Raw genomic sequence first — 18,142 nt, 5'->3', positions numbered from 1 at the left:
AACGGTGGGTTTTCTGTCTCTACCGTATGGGAAAAGCTCTCTTGGAGGCGGTCACAATGCAAAAAATAGCAGTTTTTGGTAAACCCGGCAGTGGAAAATCGACGGTAAGTAAAGTAATCGCGTCGGCTACCGGTCTTCCTCTTCATCAATTAGATTCAATAGTCTATAAACCAAACGGTGATCCCGTTGAGCGTAACGTTTTTGATGAAGCCCATAGCAATATACTAAGCTCAGATCGTTGGATTATAGATGGCCTTGGACCGATCAGCTCTTTTAACGCTCGTTTAGATGCAGCCGATACTCTCATTTATATTGATCTACCATACTCAGTAAGCTATTGGTTTGTGACGAAACGTCTCCTTAAAGGACTTTTCATTAAACCTGAAGGTTGGCCTGATGGTAGTTCGGTACTGAAAGGAACGTTACAAAGCTACAAAGTTCTTCAGCAATGCCCTGCATTCTGGAATGATGACTTTATGTCTCGCCTCGAGGGGTACTCTCAAACTAAAGCCGTTCATGTCATCAAAAACGTTACAGAACTGAACAATTTTGTTTTGGAGCGGGTAAAGTAAACCTCATATCAGAACATTAGAGCATGTAGGTTGGATCATCTGAAGCTCTAACAATGAAAAAGAACATAACAAGGATTGTTTATGCTTTTAGAACTCGCACTTTTATTCGTTGCTGGCGTAATTGGTGGGATCATTAACTCCATAGCAGGAGGCGGAAGCTTTATTACTTTTCCGGCTCTATTGGCAGTTGGTGTTCCTCCTATTATGGCTAACGCAACAAACACGTATGCTTCATGTGCGGGTTACATTAGCGGAGCCGTCGGGTTCAGAGAAGAGATCATGAAGAACAAGCATGAACTGCTGTTCACAGTCTCATTCAGTTTAGTCGGCGGCGCTGTCGGAGCATATCTGTTGCTCAACACGCCAGAATCGCTATTTATGGAAGCCATCCCTTGGTTACTCTTATTTGCCACCGTGCTTTTTCTCACCGGTTCTCGTTTAACAATGCTAATAAAAACTGTCGCGAAAGAGCACAAACATGCTGGCATACTCGGAGCAATTGCGTTGGGTTTACTACTTGTTGGTGTCTCTGCTTACGGTGGTTTTTTCAACGCAGGTTTAGGGGTTATTGTTCTGAGTTATCTGGTAGTAGCTGGTCACCAAGACATTAATTTAATGAACGGTTTGAAATTGCTCGTATCTACGTGTGTTTCACTCATTGCTATCGTGATTTTTGTTGCCAATGGTTCCATTGACTGGCAGACAGGTAGTGTTGTTTTGGTCGGTACGTTGGTAGGTGGGTATCTTGCAGCTCGTGTCTCTCGTCAACTGAATCCCAATCATGTTAAAGGGTTTGTTGCTCTTTCTTCTATTCTCATCACTATCTACTTTTTCATTGATGTTTATGTTTAAGCAAAACTTGTACAAGTGGATAACACTCCTACAAAAAACGCTAGCGCGAAAGATTAATGCAGATAGCTTAACGATTTTTTGTGTCACTCCAGCGAGGTTAGGAATCTAATAGCACTACACTGAGCGGCTAATGAAACAATTTTGATCACAAAGTGCTCGGATAGAAGATCCTGTATCACGCTCCTTCGTCGCTGTACAGGATGACGAGAAATAGAAATATGCCACTCGCGGTTAAACGAGTGGCATTGATCGAGAAAGATGGCGTTTTACATCAATAATAAGAGAAAGTAACGCTTACTTAATCAGCCCTACTTCTTTGTAGTATTTGAGCGCTCCTGGGTGAAGAGGCGCAGATAAACCGTCTTTTACCATTTCCTCTTTCTTCAAGTTTGCAAACGCTGGGTGGAGACGGCGGAAATCATCGAAGTTTTCAAATACCGCTTTAACCACGTTATAAACCACATCTTCTGGTACCGCAGTAGAAGAAACAAACGTCGCGCCCACACCAAAGGTTTGAACATCACTATCTGTGCCACGATACATACCACCCGGGACATTTGCGACACGATAGAAGCTGTTGTCTGCAACCAGTTTTTCTACATTAGGTCCAGCTACCGTTACGATATTACTATCACACGACGTAGTGGCTTCTTTAATCGCTCCACTTGGGTGACCAACGGTATAAATCATCGCATCAATTTTGTTATCACAAAGTGCTTTTGATTGCTCTGCTGCTTTTAACTCAGAGACAAGCTTAAAGTCGTCGTTACTCCAACCATACTGGTTCATTAGCACTTCCATAGTACCTCGCTGACCAGAACCAGGATTACCAATGTTAACGCGCTTACCTTTCAAATCATCAAAAGTTTTGATGTTCGCGTCTTTACGTGCAACGACAGTAAACGGTTCTGGATGAACGGAGAATACGGCGCGTAGCTCTTTAAAAGGCCCGCTTTCTTCAAACTTACTGGTTCCTTTGTAAGCATGATACTGCCAGTCTGATTGCGCGATACCGAGGTCCAATTCACCAGCACGAATAGTGTTGATGTTATAAATCGATCCCCCAGTACTTTCTACCGAACAACGGATACCGTGATCTTCTCGCGATTTGTTAACCAAGCGACAAATAGCGCCACCAGTCGGATAATAAACCCCTGTTACTCCACCGGTACCAATCGTGACAAACGTTTCCTCCGCAGACGCAGAAAAGCCTGTTGTGAGTGCAGCCAAAGAAGCCGCAAGTGCGATTTGCTTAAACTTAAACATTGAACATCCCTTTTACTTGTGTTGATGACCGTTTAAGTATAGCAATCGTTAACAATTTGATAACGTTTAAGTTCTCATCCTTGGAGGTTAGCTTAGTAATCACCATTTTATTGGCATATTCTGCCGTTATATAATGGCTCTATATAAGCGTAAACCGTATAGTCTAGAAAATTAAATCTTTAGACTGATATGTCCATTCTAAATTATCTATTAAATAGAAATACTCAGGTCAAATTACTATAATCTTGTTAAATAACCTTTATTCTATATAAATATGATGAGTTATAACTCCAGCCAGAAGACATGATGTACTTGAAATAAATAATACGAATGAGAGAACAAACAATCGTTGAATATGAATTGGAACCTTATCCCTCTTCTCTAACATTTTATATCGTTTCGCATGAAAAGTGCTCAGAAAAACAGTTCCATATTGTAGTACTCCGTGACCTGATAAGAATATATTCAGAGTGTAGTATCGAACTCCATTATCAAGAGCATCTTCAAGATACTTCAACCACTTGGATTTCAAATAAATAACAAACAAAAACCAAGCAAATATACCTAAAATTCCAACCGTAGTCAGATAAATCACTAAATCTGATGCTAAACTGATATCTTCCATCTTCGACCACTTATTAAGTTGAGTTTTATATAATTCTGTTCCCAAATACTCACCAGTCGAACTACCATATTTTGTTATTGAGTATCTAATTACACCCTTCACTACAAAAAATTCTTAAACACACTTTTTGTGAATAATAATGGCACTTTAACTTAATTTTACGCAACAAGGCTACTATGAAGTTGTTAGCTTTGAGCTGAGTTCAACAAAAACAGTAACTTTTATGCAATGTAACTCACTACGTTATATTGCTTTACAAACAAATCACCCAGTAAATATCCGTATCTAGTTTAGATAGCTGAAATAAAAAAAGCGTTGTATAAACAACGCTTTGTAGTTAGTGAAACGGATGGTTACACCGTTGGGACTGACGCTCGCCACGCTTGGTTCTGGCTATCTGAGATAGATCGGAACAAGTCACGTAGCTCTTTCAATAAACCTTCTTGGAAACCAATGTTTTCATCGGCTTTCTGTTTGGCTGCTTGTGCGCGAGTCGCTTGTACTTCATCATCTTTGCTGCGCGCTTGCGCTTTGGTTTGCTCTACATTCGATGCTGAGTTTGCCATCTGGCCCAAAGCTTGAAGAATCGCGTTCTTCGCTTGGTTTGAGCTCATCAACTTATCGAACTTACGGCCACCACTTGTCAGCTGCGCTGTCGTGTCTGCGATATTGTCTTTCGCTAGTGAGTGCGCACGCTTAACCTGATCTTGCTGCGTTTTAGACAAGCTATTGTTATTTAATAACTCTTCTGCTTGATCGAAGCCAGCTTTTTGCGTTTTCAGTACATTATTGCTCGCCATTTCATTCTTGATTTCTTTCCCTGCTTTGAAAGAACCAAGGGCACCAATAATTGCGGTAGCACCCGCTAATACACCCGAAACGACTGCCATCGCGATCATTGCGCTTGCCGAGTTGTTGAGTTCTGCCGCTTGGCTTTCTAAACTCGCGACGTTTGCTTCAACAGCAATTTCACGTTGTAGCACTTGCTGCTCACGGCTCAGCTTTGATACTTGATACAACAATGTTAATAGCGTCAACGATTGTGATACCGCATCTGATGGTGACTTGATCACCTCCTCACCGTTAAGCGCTTTCATCGTTGTGCTCATTAATGAGCTCACCGTCGGCGCAAGAGCACTCATTAAGTTTGCAACAACTTGAGCTTGGTTACTCACTGTGGGAGCTTTAGGTGTCTCTAACTGGTAGCGTGCTGCACCAGAAACACCTGACTCACTTTGGCTTTTAACGGCACCCGCTTCAAGCTTTGTTTCCGGCGCTTTTTCTGCTTTGTTGGTTTTAATGGTATCGCCTAAACCGTATAGTTCACCACGACCCGTTCCGCCTACTTTATCTAGCATAATAAACTCCTTATACCGTTGCAGGACGGCTTAACACCGTTTGCATAGTTTCACTTTTCGCTTGAATCATTTGCATGATGAGGCTCATCAGCTCTTGGAAGTCTTCCATCAACTTACCAATCTCTTCTTTGAGCTTATCAATGACAGCCTGGCTTAACGTCATTTTGGCTCGAAGGTCTGTGATATCAGCCTGAATCTCTGTTACGTGAGCATTGTTAGCAGCATGGACACTGTCCGTTGCGCCTTTACCCACGTTGACGGCAAGATCGACGGTTTCTGCGCCATAACGAATCGCTTTCGCTGTTGTTGTCGCAGCTTTTGTGCCCATATCCGCCACTTTCGCCATGTTTGCAGCGGCTTTCGTAGCGATTTCCGTGACCTTTTGAGCTACCTTACCAGCACCTTTTGCTGCAAGTTTCGCGATACCGCCAGCAGCTGCACCACCAAACGTCACAACAGCTCCGATAACCGCGACGGCGATTTCTAATGCCATTACGACTTTGTTTAGCACATCGACATTTACGCCCGCTTCTTTTAGCGCATCTTGAACGGCTGGCTCTTGCAACGCCATGCTCACTGCTCCCATGACGCCACCAGCGATCATAAGTGCACCGGCTGCTGCACCAACACCCGTTGCCACCATTACGGCACCAACAACAATAGAAACCACCGCACTGATCCAACCAAAGATCTTCGCTGCTAAGCCTGATTTTTGGGCTTCTTTTGCAGCGGCTTCCGATTCTTTGATTTTGTCTTGGTTTTCCACCATCTCTTTTTCGTGCTTAGCTTTTGCGACCTTCACTTCCTGAATTTTCAGCTCGTTTTGAGCACTTTTCAGTTTATCCGTGATAGCAGCAAGCTCTACTTCAAAATCATCAGCAGATCCTGCGATGATTTTGACGGCAATCGAACCTGTTTGGTCTGCAACTGCATGGAGAGATTTTGCAATGGTATCGACGATCTTTTGCAGCTGTGCCATGGCTTTTAGCGTCAAATCATTCACTTTGTCACTAACAGCTGCGTTAGGTGCATCTAACTGAACTTTTACTTTTCCGGTGTTCAGTACATCTGCATCTTTACTCTTCACGTTTTCTACCGTCACAGAAGGCGTCGCTGTAGACGCCGTTTTCTGCACGTTATCTAACGTGGCTTGGCCAGATTCAGGGCTATAAACCTGTGTCTGGATGCGGTCAAGTGCAATAGAACTCATAGTCTAATTACTCCTTTTTATTTCTCACCGCTTCTAACATGATGCCTGCACGCTCATGCAAATCTGCATATTGTGATTTTCCGGCAGACATCTCCTTCGCGCTGTAAAACCCACTCTCTGCTTCTGTCAGTTGTTCCAGTTTAAGGTGACATTCAGCAGAGTGAAAAGGTGGGCGTGGATCATTTACGTCCACTAGCGCTGCGTAGCTGTAGGCGTCTATTGCCTGCAGATACTCACCCAACTCCTGACGAGCCGCGCCAAGGCCAATGAAAAATCGCGCCTGATAATGATCAAGCATGCTGAGTAATTGAAATACTTTCGCTGCTTGCTCAATCTTTCCCGATTGGAAAAAGTTGTAACCTACGGCATAAATGTGTTCGATGGTGTCCTGAGACACATCGTGCAACATTTTTAGCGTGCCTCCCTCTTCCAAAAAAGACAGCAGTTCTTCTGCTTGCATTTGAGATGGATCGGTCGCGTTTGTTTTAGTCATGGTTGGTTATCCTTAAATGGCTCGTAGGATTTCTTGTAAAATACTGTGGTACTTCTGAACAAACTTGTTCATCGCTTCAACGGTCGAGTTGTATTGAGAACTGGTGTCGTTCAGCTCAGTGGTTTTGATTTGCACTTCATCATTAAGCAACTTGGATTTAGCACTGACAGAACTAGAAAAATTAGACAGCTTTTTCGACTTCTCTTCGTCTTGGTACGAAGCACCATCACCGATAGTAATACCTTGTGTTTGAAGGAAGTCTCGATGGTTTGTTATCTTATTATCCGTCAAATACTTGTACTCAGGTGAAGCTTCAAAATCCGTTTGATTGCTGTAGTTAAAGTCACTCGCTTTGAAGTTACTTTCTGGATATCCCGGTTTATAAACCCCATCAACACTTTGCGTAGAGTGAATTTTTGATTGCACAACACCAAAAACTTTAAGCTGTATTGTGAGATCCTCTAATGCCTCTTTCTGGTCATTACGTTTCTCTAAACGGTTAACACGACGCTCATTTAGTGCAAGCAGCACTTGCTCATCAAAACGGTCTCCAATGCTGGACTCAACAACGGCCAACAAATCACGAGCCGTTAGAGAGTGCTCTGCTCTCACCTCGCGATCCGCTTTCTCTTTATCGGTGATATTGAGTAGACGCTCTTTCAATGCCCCTAAGTTTTTGCGCAATGCCTCGTATCGCTCAGTAAATGAAGCCCCGGTAGATTCACCTTTTACTATTTTTTCAAACTGTAATCGGATATCTCGTTCGGTGTTTTCTTTGATCAAATTAACTTGAGCTGCCGTTATTTGTGTCTTTTGGACATCGGCTATCGCGCTGTCCTGGTAAAAGTCATCGATTTCTATATTTGTTAAACTCACCGCGAAGTTGGCGAACAGACTAGAAAGGGTCAAAGGCTCAGTTCCACCAATGACAGTATTAAGTGTTGCTTTTAGATTGTTCGTTCCACTCGCCTCACCATAAGCTGCGCTATATTGGCCTTTCACTTGAGCGGCCATTTCATCTAACGCTTCTTTAAGCTGCTGTTTAGAAATACCAGGAGTCCAGGTAATTCTGCTAGCTAGCGCACTTGCGTCATCGGTGCTTAAAGTAATACCAATGCCTTGAAAACTACTTTTTAATTGAGCTGAGACTTGAAGGGCGAAACTCTCTTTAGTCAACAGAAAGTCCGAGCTCTTCAGTTGCGCGAGATTAACGGAACCTAAGCTACTAAAGGCATTGCGAAGAAAAGAAATAGAAGCATCTCTCACTTCACGGGAGCCCATTTGATTAGCAAGCTCTGCAACAAAAAGAGAAATTTCTTTGGTGGCATTAGCCAGTTCTGTCTCGGAGAGGTTTGCGATCTGCTCCGCTTGGTTACTCTGGGTGCCCAGATTAAATTGACTAACAAACTCAGTAGATAACGAGCTATCTACGTTTTCCGTCAGTAGCTTACTAAACCAAGCCTGAAACTGATTTGATAGCGTTTGGTTTGTTTGAGCATTAAACTCGGCTGCGGTTAATTCGCCATCTGAGTTAGCACTTTGTAGCGACTTTATCCAAACAGATGCGGTGTCGGTCAATGATATACCAGCAAACGCGTTATTTTTCGCTTTTAGGTTTTCAAGCGTATCAACATAAAGCGCGATGCTTTGTGATTCCGTTTGTCCCGAGATAGTTGGCAATGAAGAGATTATCGAGGCAAGTTGCTGAGTCTCTGCTTCATCCAGTACAGGGGTAAATGCCTCTATCAAGTTTTGTTGGAAAGTGGGTAATGGTGCACTACTCGCAGCTGTGTCTGTTGCTCCTGTCGTAGAGCCAGTCGTTTTCATATTCGTCATTTCCAAACCTCTAAATCATCATGCCGCGCATCACTGTGGGACGCTTTCTGCGTTTACCTGACGTACCTTGTAGCTGAGTTTGTTGCTGCCGGCGGCGCTGGACTTCGTCTATTAGCTCTTGCTCTGCACGTTTCATGGTATCTACTGGCGCTTTTATGCCGCCAAGTAAAACATCCCCCGCAACAGGACCAACACCTAAGCCTTCCAATAGCTCGTTAAAAATATCGGTTCTGTCTTCAGCTTTTCTAATGGCAAGCTCAGCGTTCTCAATCGCATCGGTAAACGGTTGCTTCATCTTGATTCCTATCTTAAAGCGGGTCATCTCATCGGTGCTGTCAGTAACAGTCGTGAGTTTTTACTTTTTCAACTTTTTCAAAGGTCTATAATCTGCTAGGCGTAAACAGTACCAGTCTTCTAGCTCATCATGGCTTGCACCGCATGCTTTTAGATAGAACTGTGCCAATCGCTGGCTGCTCATGTTGCTACCACGTAACACATCGACGTTGCCGCGAATGACCCAATCGGAGGGATAAAGTTGAATGGCATGTTCAGCCAAGAGAAATAAGCCGGCAAAGGGGTTACTCAACCCCAATTTTGGACGAACGCGTTTCAGAAGAACGATGATGATTTCACCGTCCTCCACCCGAAAAACGAGCTCTAAGCCCTCAACTTCAATTCGATAACCAAGTTGAATTTCACTTTGTTGCCAAAAGTATGGCGTCACTTCGATCCCCGCTTGCGCCAGCGAGAGTATTAGTTTTGTTTTCATTACATCCCCACCCTTCCAAGTGGCTGAATATTGATTTGCTGGGTTAGTTCTTGAAATGACAAAACGGGCAGATCGTAGTATTCCGATTCAATAAGCTTTCGCACATATCGGCGTACATCCATAGACACAACTAGCACAGGTTTATTCGGCATGCGGCTTAAGTCACCAATGGTCTGTTTCACATCACTGACAAATTGTTGCGTTACTGACGGGTCTAACGCCAAGTAACTCCCTGCTGAGGTTTGACGAATACCGCTGCGTATTGTGTCTTCGAGATTTTGATCCAATAAGTAAGCGGGCAACATGTTTTGTCCGCTCGCGTATTTGTAGCAAATGTAACGTTTTAAGCTGGAACGAATGTACTCCGTCAGCTGTACAACATCTTTCTCTTTTTGGCCCCACTCAACCATCGCTTCCAAGATCACGCGAAGGTTTCGGATAGAAATGTCTTCAGAAACCAAGCGTTGCAAGATTTCCGTCATTTTTTGCAACGGAACAATACGCTGGGCCTCTTTGACTAGCTCCGAATAACTGCCTTCCATCTGCTCCAACAGATAACGCGTCTCCTGAATACCAATAAAGTCTTGTGCGTACTCCTTAAGAACATGAGACAAGTGGTACGTTAAAATCCTGTCGGGTGTGAGAAAACCGACATGACTGGCTACGAGTTTTTGCTCATAACTCTGTGCCACCCAAATGCTAGAAATACCGGGTAGAAAATCTTCATCTTGCTCATAAGGCACGCCTAATAAATCGATCTGTTCATTCCCTTCTGTCACCAAGAGTTGATCTTTAACAATTCGTCCTCGTGCAACCGGGACTTCTTGTAACTGAATTAAGTACTCGCCATTTTGCATCCCCTCGTTAAAGCGCAGGTGGATGCCTGGGAAAGGCACGCCTAGGTCGAGATATAGTGCGCGTCTAACCCTTGCTAGCTCTTCATTTAATGCGACCGCTTCCAAGCTTTCCTGAAGGCTCGCGTCAAGATCGATCAAGAGTGGGACCGTCATGGCAAACTCTTCTTGCTCACCTAATTTGCCTTTACTGTTTCTAGAAGGCGTAGGTTTGTTTGGCTTCGCTGCTGGCGAACCGGCCCCTTGCGAAACAAAGCTTGATAAGTCGGTGCTATCTGATTCAGCTTGTTTTTTCTGTTGATAGAAAAGGAAGAAACCACCACCACCAACCACGGCGGCCAAGACCAGAAAAGTGATTTTTGGAAACCCAGGGATGAGTGCGAACAGCACCAAAAGCACACCACCAATAAGAAGCGCACGTGGCTGAGCAATGACCTGCCCACCAATGTCCGACCCAAGATCAGAAGAATCTTCATGAGAAACACGCGTCACGATAATACCGGCGGTAATCGCGATAAAGAGTGCCGGGATCTGCGATACCAAACCATCGCCAACGGTCAAAATCGCAAACAATTCAAGTGCTTCAGAAGCACTCATGCCTTTTTGCGTTACCCCGATCGTGACGCCACCTAAGATGTTGACCACAATGATGACCAGACCCGCAATGGAGTCGCCTTTAACGAACTTCATCGCGCCATCCATCGAGCCATACATTTGGCTTTCTTTTTCAATCAGTGATCGTCGGTGCCTAGCTTCGTGTACGTCAATTACTCCGGCACGCATGTCACCGTCAATACTCATCTGCTTACCAGGCATCGCATCGAGTGAGAAGCGCGCACTAACTTCTGCTACCCTTTCTGAGCCTTTGGTGATCACCATAAACTGAACAATGGTAATGATCAGGAACACAACGATACCGACCACTAAGTTACCGCCCACAACGAAGTTACCGAATGTATAAACGATTTGACCAGCATCGCCTTGTAGCAAGATCAAGCGGGTTGTCGTGATAGATAAAGACAGACGAAACAATGTCGTGATCAATAGCACCGCAGGAAATGCAGAGAACTCAAGTGGCGTGGTGATGTAAATCGCTAACATAAGCAGCACCACCGCAATGCTCATGTTGGTGCCAATCAGCACATCCACCAGTGCGGTAGGAAGTGGCAATATCATCATAAAGACGATCGCGAGTAACATCACCGCAAGCATGATGTCTTTGCGTTGCCCTACTTTGTTTAGAATATCGATCAACTTATTCATGTGATTCACTATTTAAAGATTGCAGATAGCGTCGGTGCGCTTGACGGGCGCCATCGACGTCATTTTGTTTCCAACGCGCTTGGCTTAAACAAAACCAGAGTCCTGCCGAGTCAGGATGAAGGTCGGATTTTAATAAGTGCTCACACACCTCAATCGCCCGGGTATATCGACCACTTTGTAAACACGCCACAGCAAGTGTTTGCATCGCCTCTTTGTGCTGCGGTTCTACTTCTAGAACCGCATCGAGAATAGAAATGGCATGCTCTGGCTTTTGGTATTGAACTTGTAGCGCAGCGTGAACAAGTAAGAGTTCAATGTCTTTGGATCTCAACATGTTGGTTAGACCTGGATAAGGAGATTGAGCGCCATAGTGAGGTAACGCTGATCAAGTTGTGTACTTTGTAGCGTTTCAGATGCTTTGATAAAAGAAGCGGAGCCTGAATCCTGTGCAAGAACTTGCAGCTGAGCTAACGTTTCATCAAATTGTTGACGGTATTTTTCTGGACGCAACAACTCTGAGTGCAGCAGCTTGGGCTTAGTTAACGCGATGAGATATTGGTCTGAAGGCCGGAGGTCATAGAGCTTCTCTAAATGTGTAGCGACCGCCTGACCATCAGGAAGCAATTGAAATCGCTCTGGGAAATCGGCCTTAACTTCACTATGAGTAACATGCGTAAAGGCTTCGATGCCTACGTTTAAAGTGCTGACTCGAGTCATGAGCCTGCCACATCGTTATGTAGACGAGCCAAAAGCGTAAACGCTTGCTCTAAGGTCGGAAGTGTTACTTCTTCTCCATTTAGCCTTGCTGAAAAAACCAGAGTTTGTTCATCTAACAAGCCGGTTTTAATTTCGAAAGGCCAGCCTTGATCGGCATGACACAAACACAGTGCACTTTGAATCATGTCACTGGTTTGATGCCAAGATAACGCTCGAGACAACATCAAGAATAACTGCTCACCCTGTCGCTCAATATGCAGCGTACCACTTTGCTCAAAATCCAGCTGCACCCGTCCAGCTGATGAGAAATCGACGGCATCGAGCCCCATTCCTCGGCAAAATTCATCGACGGATGCATCAATCCAACTCATCTTCCCACGCTTCCTCTTCTTCTATATCAATGGCTTCGTCTAGCGCCTTTTGTACCGCTTGGATTAAATTCTGTCGTTGTTCTTCATCGGCGAATACGTCAATTGGGATTGCGCGAACTAACTTATGGAACTCTCGAAAAAAATCGATTTTTTGTTCTACCGCCGTCAATTCCATTGCGTTGGCGACTTTCCATATCTCATCACTGCTTACCCATCGCTGCTCTACCAACGCAATCACATCAGCCATCAAATTAGAAACTTGATAAGCCATAATTCGTCCTTTCCGGTTTAAACATTTGGAACAGCTGACTCACACGATCTTGCAACGTATTTAGAGTTTTGAGTTTTTGCATATCGGACATCAACCACTGCAACTTAACCGAATCGATACTGCTACCTTGAACACTAAGATCTGCACTCATGCCTTGCAGCATAAAGTCAACAGCGGTCGATACCTCCTGCTCACCAAAGCGCGCCACCACATCTTGATAAGCAGCGCCGAGCCCTTGATAACTATGAACGGTATCGCGGTAGAAGCCGCGCAGCTGATGCAAAGAGCTAAACTCTTGCTCTTGGCTATATTCATCAGCAAAATTTGAGACACGGATTTCCGTATCAATTTGAGACCATGTATCTGGGTTTTGCTCGATTCTTAGAAGTGCTTGGTCAATCAGCGCTAGTAGGTGTTTACTTTCTGGACTCGCACTCAAAAACTTTTTAACGGCTTTTAGCGCAAGGTATTGATGGCTTTTCTCCTCGGAAAACCCATTCAAGTAGGCTTGTAATTGCGCGATGGTCGAGATATTTCCTCCCGCCATTTTTGTAGCCAAATCTTTGATCTTTTGATTCTTTTCAAGATCAGGGACTTTTCTTAAGTAGTCCGAAACGAGTTCATGTGCTTCATTAACTCGAACACCACTGTCTTTCACTTTGCGCTTAGTCAGATCTTTCTCTGCTTTTTCGGAACCGAGTGAAGTGAGTTCTTCCATCGCATCAAAAAGTGATTGTGTGGCATTGTGAACACGGACGGTTTCACCGCGATAATTGCCTTTTTGTGAAACGTCGGGGCGAGACGATTCCAACCCGTTTTGGATAGACGCATCAAACTTTGGATTTGTTGCGATATGATTGTTGATAATACTCATTCACTTGCACTCCTTCCGCACAATACAGGCGAATTATAGGAAGTGCGCTTTGTTGAAGCTGTCAAAATCAGACGTGTTTTTTTAGTGCGCTTTCAGTTTTCTAAAAACTCCCGACTGATATTCACTATAAATTGATTCTTATACTTTCTATCCTCTCAGCATCAATCATTGCGCATATTTTTACCTTGAACGATTTCTCATACATCACTGATATCCAACAATCTGCGATTAAACACACGCGTTTGATCCAAATTCGCGGGCGCGTTACACAAGTCACCGGCACCATTATCAAAGCTGTCGTCCCTGGCGTTCGTGTAGGTGAACTGTGTGAGTTGCGTAATCCCGATCAAACTCTGTCTTTGTTAGCGGAAGTGGTTGGCTTCCAGCAGCATCACGCTCTGCTCACCCCGTTAGGAAATATGTTTGGGATTTCCTCAAATACAGAAGTAAGCCCAATGGACAAAATGCACGAAGTGGGTGTTGGCGACCACCTGTTAGGTACAACGCTTGACGGGCTTGGGCGTCCTTTCGATGGTACGCAAAGTCAGGAACCAAGTGCTTGGTATCCTGTTTATCGCGATGCGCCACCACCAATGCAACGTAAACTGATTGAAAAGCCAATCTCTCTTGGCGTTCGATCCATTGATGGGCTACTGACCTGTGGTGAAGGTCAGCGCATGGGTATTTTTGCAGCGGCTGGCGGGGGTAAAAGTACCCTACTGGCAAAACTGATTCGCTCCGCAGAAGTTGACGTGACCGTTCTCGCCTTAATTGGTGAACGCGGACGCGAAGTGCGCGAGTTTATTGAGCATGACCTAGGCGAAGAAGGAATGGCCAAATCGGTTTTAGTGGTCGCTACCTCTGATCGCCCAGCAATGGAGCGCGCCAAAGCCGCCTTTGTTGCCACTTCTATCGCAGAATATTTTCGTGACCAAGGTAAACGCGTGCTACTGCTGATGGATTCGGTGACGCGTTTCGCCCGCGCACAGAGGGAGATTGGACTAGCCGCAGGCGAGCCACCAACACGACGTGGCTATCCGCCTTCCGTTTTTGCCGCTTTGCCAAAGCTGATGGAACGAGCTGGACAATCAGACAAAGGATCAATTACAGCACTGTACACCGTGTTGGTGGAAGGTGACGACATGACAGAGCCTGTCGCGGATGAAACTCGCTCCATTTTAGATGGGCACATCATTCTCTCGCGTAAACTTGCCGCAATGAACCATTACCCTGCGATTGATGTACTTCGGTCAGCAAGCCGAGTGATGAATCAAATCGTTGAATCCGATCATCAGGCGTCTGCTGCTCATATTCGCGAAATGTTAGCTAAGTATGAAGAAGTTGAACTGCTAATCAAAATTGGCGAATACCAACATGGCGCAGATAGCCGAGCGGATATGGCCATTGCACAAAGTGATGATATACGCGCCTTTTTACGCCAAGGCACTCATGAACCAAGCGATCTTGATGGCGCTATCGCTCAACTTAAAGGGATGGCGAAACAATGATAGAACGCTTATTAGAAATCAAAAAAATTCGCGCTGACCGTGCGGATAAAGCCGTCAAGCGTCAAGAATACCGAGTGTCAAACGCCGCAGCACAGGTTCAAAAGGCCGAACGTTCTGTCGCGGACTATCACGTTTGGCGCCAGGAAGAAGAAGAGCGACGTTTTGCTAAAGCAAAACAACAAACGCTCGTTCTTAAAGAGCTGGAAACATTAAGACAAGAAATCGCGTTGTTAAGAGAGAGAGAAGCCGAACTTAAACAACGTGTGGCCGAGTCAAAAAAAGCGCTTGAAATCGAACGCTCGGCACTTAAAGAAAAGCAAAAAGAGGCGCGACAAGCCCATAAAACCAAAGAAAAATTCGTTCAGTTGCAGCAACAAGAAGTCGCGGAAAAATCGCGAGAAAGGCAATACCAAGAAGAACTCGAACAGGAAGAGTTTCGCACTGTCGACATTATCTAAAGGTTCACTATGCGCATTACCCCAACTACTGAAACATCGAATACGCTGCACAAATCAACGCCGGAACAAGTGCCTCTCGAGAAGGAGGCCGAGCTTCAATCACAATTCGAGCATGCAATGACGAAGAAGCCTAGCAAGGGAAAGGAGTCTATCGTTGCGAATCCCCAAAAAAATCATACTGGCGAAGAAGACATACCGCTAAGGCATAAGACATCTCAAGGTCTAGATAAGAAACCTAACTCATCGAACCAAGAAGCCAACGCTGACAAAAACACCTCCACTTTAAAAGGTAAAAGTGACGTCGTCACTAAGAGAGATATAGAGAAACCGCAAGACGACGCAGCAAATAGCGAAGAAATAATTAGCGAAAACAATAAATTGCTTAAAAATGATGGAAAAAGCGATGGCAACACAGTTCTAAGCTCCCCTTCTACCGAGCGTGTTGATCCTCACTTTCAAGCTCAAGCTCATTTGAAAGATGATAAACCGACGCCGATGGATAAACATACCTCGCCGGATTGTCTCTCTACGCTTGAATCTGGCTTGCTTCCCCAAAGTGCGACAGAGACAGAGCTCGCTCAATATGGGATTAACATTGTTGGCTTAACGAAAAAGCAAACTGAAAAAACGCACAATAAGCGTGCAACTCCGTCGCTACAGAATACAGGCAAACGACTAGACCAAACTGGTGGCCTGCCTGAAACCAAGCCTCTTGAAAAAATCGTGACGAAAAGCGCACTAGTCGCCGTTAAAACGGATGAAGAAAAAGTGCCTTCTCAACCCTTTGCAAGTGCGGTAACACAAGGCGATGTCATCCTAAAAAGTGTTGCTTCGCAGGCTCAACCAAGCCCAACGCGAGACGTAAACCAATTACTCCAGCAATTGGTGGACAAAATCTATGTTGCTCTGCCAACCGCATCGGACAACAAAGAGGTTCGGCTGTTTCTAAGTGAAGGACAATTAAAAGGTGGTGAAATCCACATCAAGTTGGACGCTCAAGGGTATAGCGTGACGATTCGACAAGAGCATGCCCTTTCCATTATTAGCCAGCAAGCTAGACAAGATCTTGCTGAACGGCTAAACCGATTCGGTGGTGAGCAGCCACTTCGCTTAGCGATCAGCGAACAAACTCAACAGCTCGATCAACAACAACATGAACAACAACACTCACGCCAACAACGCAGCGTGTATGAAGAATGGCAAGCGGAGAATGACCTATGACACCGTTAATAATACCCAAAGTGGATGCAGAAAGTATCGCGCTCAGCAATCAACTTTGTGCAAAACAGTGCCACTTCCAAGGGACTGATGGTCAGAGCGTATCGATTACTGTTGCTCAAATCCCTTCATTTGAAGGGTTCCGTTTAACCACGTTGATTGGAGGGCAAACCCTACAAGTAGACTTTTCTCGTCCGCAGCTCCAACATTGGCTGAAATCGACCTTAAATGCTACTGCGTTTGAGTCCCTGCCTAACTCCCTCCAGTTAGCACTTTTGAGCTCACAGATAGAACCGCATAGTGAGGCAATCAAAGCGCTATTTGGTCAGTTACCCATTCTTAGTCAACTACAGCCGTTAGAGGCGAGCCAGGCCCAAGAGCATACTTTAATGTTAACCCTCAATAAGCCTAACGGCTCTCTTTGTTTGTGGGTTAGCGAAGGATCAGACGTGTTGTTGGATGCGCTACCAAACAGCGCTGCTCTACAAGCTCGACACCTCGCTTTACCTGTGTGGTTAAGTCTTGGAAGGACCCATTTGACGTTAAGCGAATTTAATTCGCTCGAGCTGGGAGATGTCATCTTTTTTGACGATGGTTACATCGCCAAGCAACAAGCCATTTTTCAAGTATCTAACCAGAATCTCTGGCGCTGCCAGCTAGATGACCAAACTCTTCACATTATTGAAAAAGAAACCAATATGAATGACGTAAACACTTCAGAAATGTTAACCGACCACCAGCAACTGCCTGTGGAACTCACGTTTGATATCGGCCATCAAACCATCACGCTAGAGCAGCTTAACCAGCTTCAGCCAGGGTACGTATTCGAGCTAAACCAGCCTGTATCTAAGCCGGTAACATTGCGTGCCAACGGCAAAATCATTGGTGAGTGTGAACTGGTTAATGTTAACGAACATTTAGGTGTGCGCGTACTGGAGCTGTTCGGTGGCACGCAGGAGCCAGCATGATCCAGTTACCCGACGAGCTCAATCTCATTGTCAGCTTAGCACTGCTGGCACTGATCCCATTTATCGCCATGATGGCGACGTCATTTGTGAAACTCGCCGTTGTATTCTCACTGCTGCGTAACGCTCTCGGTGTACAGCAAATTCCGCCGAATATGGCGCTTTACGGATTGGCTATCATTCTGTCAATTTTCATCATGGCTCCCGTCGGGTTTGAAACCTACGACTACGTAAAGCAGCATGATATCTCCCTTGAAGATTCTGCAAGTGTAGAAGGCCTCATTGAAAGCGGTTTACAGCCTTATCGAGAATTTTTGAAAAAGCATATTCGGGAAACCGAAGCCATATTCTTCACTGATGCTGCACGCACATTGTGGCCACAGAAGTACGTAGACCGTTTAGAGTCGGACAGCTTATTGCTCTTACTGCCCGCATTTACCGTCAGCGAGCTTACTCGCGCTTTTGAAATTGGCTTTCTGTTGTACTTACCGTTCATCGCTATTGACCTAATTGTGTCGAATATCCTACTCGCGATGGGGATGATGATGGTATCGCCAATGACGATTTCCCTCCCCTTCAAATTGTTGCTTTTTGTCTTGCTTGACGGCTGGACAAAGCTCACCCACGGCTTAGTGTTGAGTTACGGTTAATCACGGAGAAAG

General features: G+C 44.9%; 21 protein-coding genes. 7 read left to right on the top strand and 14 right to left on the bottom strand.

The genetic code is table 11. The features are described from left to right. The first annotated feature begins 56 nt into the window (after positions 1–56). Together R7040_RS16680 and R7040_RS16675 are read left to right on the top strand one after the other, a co-directional pair. Entirely contained in the window at positions 57–572 is a 516-nt protein-coding gene (locus R7040_RS16680; protein ID WP_053307019.1) for an adenylate kinase, read from the top strand. Positions 573–653: 81 nt separating this feature from the next. Further along, a complete protein-coding gene (locus R7040_RS16675) occupies positions 654–1,424 on the top strand; it encodes a sulfite exporter TauE/SafE family protein (protein WP_054728528.1) in 771 nt (256 codons plus the stop codon). 294 nt (positions 1,425–1,718) lie between these two features. Here R7040_RS16675 and R7040_RS16670 read toward each other — a convergent pair whose 3' ends face one another. The 14 genes from R7040_RS16670 to sctW form a co-directional block, all read right to left on the bottom strand. Next, the gene (locus tag R7040_RS16670; RefSeq protein ID WP_005388171.1) at positions 1,719–2,690 is read right to left on the bottom strand and encodes a TAXI family TRAP transporter solute-binding subunit; all 972 of its coding nucleotides are present in this window, start codon (positions 2,688–2,690) and stop codon (positions 1,719–1,721) included. Positions 2,691–2,949: 259 nt separating this feature from the next. Beyond that, a complete protein-coding gene (locus R7040_RS16665) occupies positions 2,950–3,315 on the bottom strand; it encodes a hypothetical protein (protein ID WP_017821699.1) in 366 nt (121 codons plus the stop codon). Between the two features lie 353 nt (positions 3,316–3,668). After that, positions 3,669–4,673 carry a type III secretion system translocon subunit VopD gene (gene vopD, locus R7040_RS16660; RefSeq protein WP_005377262.1) on the bottom strand — a complete coding sequence of 335 codons (1,005 nt, stop codon included), beginning with the start codon at positions 4,671–4,673 and terminating at the stop codon, positions 3,669–3,671. A gap of 10 nt (positions 4,674–4,683) precedes the next feature. Further along, the gene (gene vopB, locus R7040_RS16655; protein ID WP_005377260.1) at positions 4,684–5,883 is read right to left on the bottom strand and encodes a type III secretion system translocon subunit VopB; all 1,200 of its coding nucleotides are present in this window, start codon (positions 5,881–5,883) and stop codon (positions 4,684–4,686) included. Between the two features lie 7 nt (positions 5,884–5,890). Beyond that, positions 5,891–6,376, bottom strand: coding sequence for a SycD/LcrH family type III secretion system chaperone VcrH (gene vcrH, locus R7040_RS16650; protein ID WP_005377258.1), 486 nt, complete (start codon positions 6,374–6,376; stop codon positions 5,891–5,893). Positions 6,377–6,388: 12 nt separating this feature from the next. Further along, positions 6,389–8,212: a virulence-associated V antigen gene (locus R7040_RS16645; RefSeq protein ID WP_318081227.1), complete on the bottom strand. Its 1,824-nt coding sequence runs from the start codon at positions 8,210–8,212 to the stop codon at positions 6,389–6,391. Between the two features lie 10 nt (positions 8,213–8,222). Then, the gene (locus R7040_RS16640; protein ID WP_005377254.1) at positions 8,223–8,507 is read right to left on the bottom strand and encodes an LcrG family type III secretion system chaperone; all 285 of its coding nucleotides are present in this window, start codon (positions 8,505–8,507) and stop codon (positions 8,223–8,225) included. 60 nt (positions 8,508–8,567) lie between these two features. Continuing rightward, positions 8,568–8,981, bottom strand: a complete 414-nt coding sequence (locus R7040_RS16635; RefSeq protein ID WP_005377252.1) for an LcrR family type III secretion system chaperone — start codon at positions 8,979–8,981, stop codon at positions 8,568–8,570. Further along, a complete protein-coding gene (gene vcrD / locus R7040_RS16630) occupies positions 8,981–11,107 on the bottom strand; it encodes a SctV family type III secretion system export apparatus subunit VcrD (protein WP_086013853.1) in 2,127 nt (708 codons plus the stop codon). Before vcrD ends, R7040_RS16635 begins: the two co-directional genes overlap by 1 nt. Next, positions 11,091–11,432: a type III secretion system chaperone VscY gene (gene vscY / locus R7040_RS16625; RefSeq protein WP_171343278.1), complete on the bottom strand. Its 342-nt coding sequence runs from the start codon at positions 11,430–11,432 to the stop codon at positions 11,091–11,093. The genes vcrD and vscY overlap by 17 nt, the downstream gene beginning before the upstream one ends. A 5-nt stretch (positions 11,433–11,437) precedes the next feature. After that, positions 11,438–11,815, bottom strand: coding sequence for a type III secretion system protein VscX (vscX, locus tag R7040_RS16620; protein ID WP_005377246.1), 378 nt, complete (start codon positions 11,813–11,815; stop codon positions 11,438–11,440). Beyond that, complete coding sequence (gene sycN / locus R7040_RS16615; protein ID WP_137282051.1) at positions 11,812–12,186, bottom strand: type III secretion chaperone SycN; 375 nt, start codon at positions 12,184–12,186, stop codon at positions 11,812–11,814. The genes vscX and sycN overlap by 4 nt, the downstream gene beginning before the upstream one ends. Continuing rightward, complete coding sequence (locus tag R7040_RS16610) at positions 12,173–12,457, bottom strand: TyeA family type III secretion system gatekeeper subunit (protein ID WP_005377239.1); 285 nt, start codon at positions 12,455–12,457, stop codon at positions 12,173–12,175. The genes sycN and R7040_RS16610 overlap by 14 nt, the downstream gene beginning before the upstream one ends. Then, positions 12,438–13,331 (bottom strand): type III secretion system gatekeeper subunit SctW, encoded by an 894-nt coding sequence (sctW, locus tag R7040_RS16605; protein WP_017821331.1) that lies wholly within the window; start codon positions 13,329–13,331, stop codon positions 12,438–12,440. The genes R7040_RS16610 and sctW overlap by 20 nt, the downstream gene beginning before the upstream one ends. A 185-nt stretch (positions 13,332–13,516) precedes the next feature. On the opposite strand from sctW, the gene vscN reads away from it, so the two are divergent. Genes vscN through vscR form a run of 5 tightly spaced genes read left to right on the top strand, consistent with a single transcriptional unit; the run spans position 13,517 to position 18,130 of the window. Next, positions 13,517–14,839 (top strand): SctN family type III secretion system ATPase VscN, encoded by a 1,323-nt coding sequence (gene vscN / locus R7040_RS16600; RefSeq protein ID WP_053350377.1) that lies wholly within the window; start codon positions 13,517–13,519, stop codon positions 14,837–14,839. After that, on the top strand, positions 14,836–15,297 hold the full coding sequence (locus R7040_RS16595; RefSeq protein WP_005377236.1) for a type III secretion protein: 462 nt from the start codon (positions 14,836–14,838) through the stop codon (positions 15,295–15,297). Before vscN ends, R7040_RS16595 begins: the two co-directional genes overlap by 4 nt. A 9-nt stretch (positions 15,298–15,306) precedes the next feature. Continuing rightward, complete coding sequence (locus R7040_RS16590) at positions 15,307–16,518, top strand: type III secretion system needle length determinant (protein WP_053350341.1); 1,212 nt, start codon at positions 15,307–15,309, stop codon at positions 16,516–16,518. Further along, positions 16,515–17,483, top strand: a complete 969-nt coding sequence (gene vscQ / locus R7040_RS16585) for a SctQ family type III secretion system cytoplasmic ring protein VscQ (protein ID WP_053350340.1) — start codon at positions 16,515–16,517, stop codon at positions 17,481–17,483. The genes R7040_RS16590 and vscQ overlap by 4 nt, the downstream gene beginning before the upstream one ends. Continuing rightward, positions 17,480–18,130, top strand: coding sequence for a SctR family type III secretion system export apparatus subunit VscR (vscR, locus tag R7040_RS16580; RefSeq protein WP_005377232.1), 651 nt, complete (start codon positions 17,480–17,482; stop codon positions 18,128–18,130). Before vscQ ends, vscR begins: the two co-directional genes overlap by 4 nt. Positions 18,131–18,142 lie beyond the last annotated feature (12 nt).

This window comes from Vibrio sp. 1069 (genome assembly GCF_033340555.1).
This window is presented reverse-complemented; position numbering and strand designations above follow the sequence as displayed.